Raw genomic sequence first — 245 nt, forward strand, 5'->3', positions numbered from 1 at the left:
TGCCGGCTTCCCACAGCTTGGCGATCTCGGTCGGGATGCCGTCGATCAGATATTCGGCGGGGATACCGATCTTCTTGCCGGTCAGGTCGCCCGAAAGCGCCTCTTCCCACTTCGGCACCGGCAGGTTGAGCGACGTCGAGTCCTTCGGATCGAAGCCCGCCATGTTCTCGAGCAGGATCGCGCAGTCGCGCACGTCGCGCGCCATCGGCCCGGCCTGGTCGAGGCTGGAGGCGAAGGCGACCACG

General features: G+C 66.5%; 1 protein-coding gene. It reads right to left on the bottom strand.

The window, feature by feature from the left end:
• On the bottom strand, positions 1-245 hold a 245-nt coding region (locus ACZ3HH_RS30950; RefSeq protein ID WP_465810520.1), incomplete at both ends, for an amidase family protein.

This window comes from Pseudomonas sp. PME37.24/025 (genome assembly GCF_055556615.1).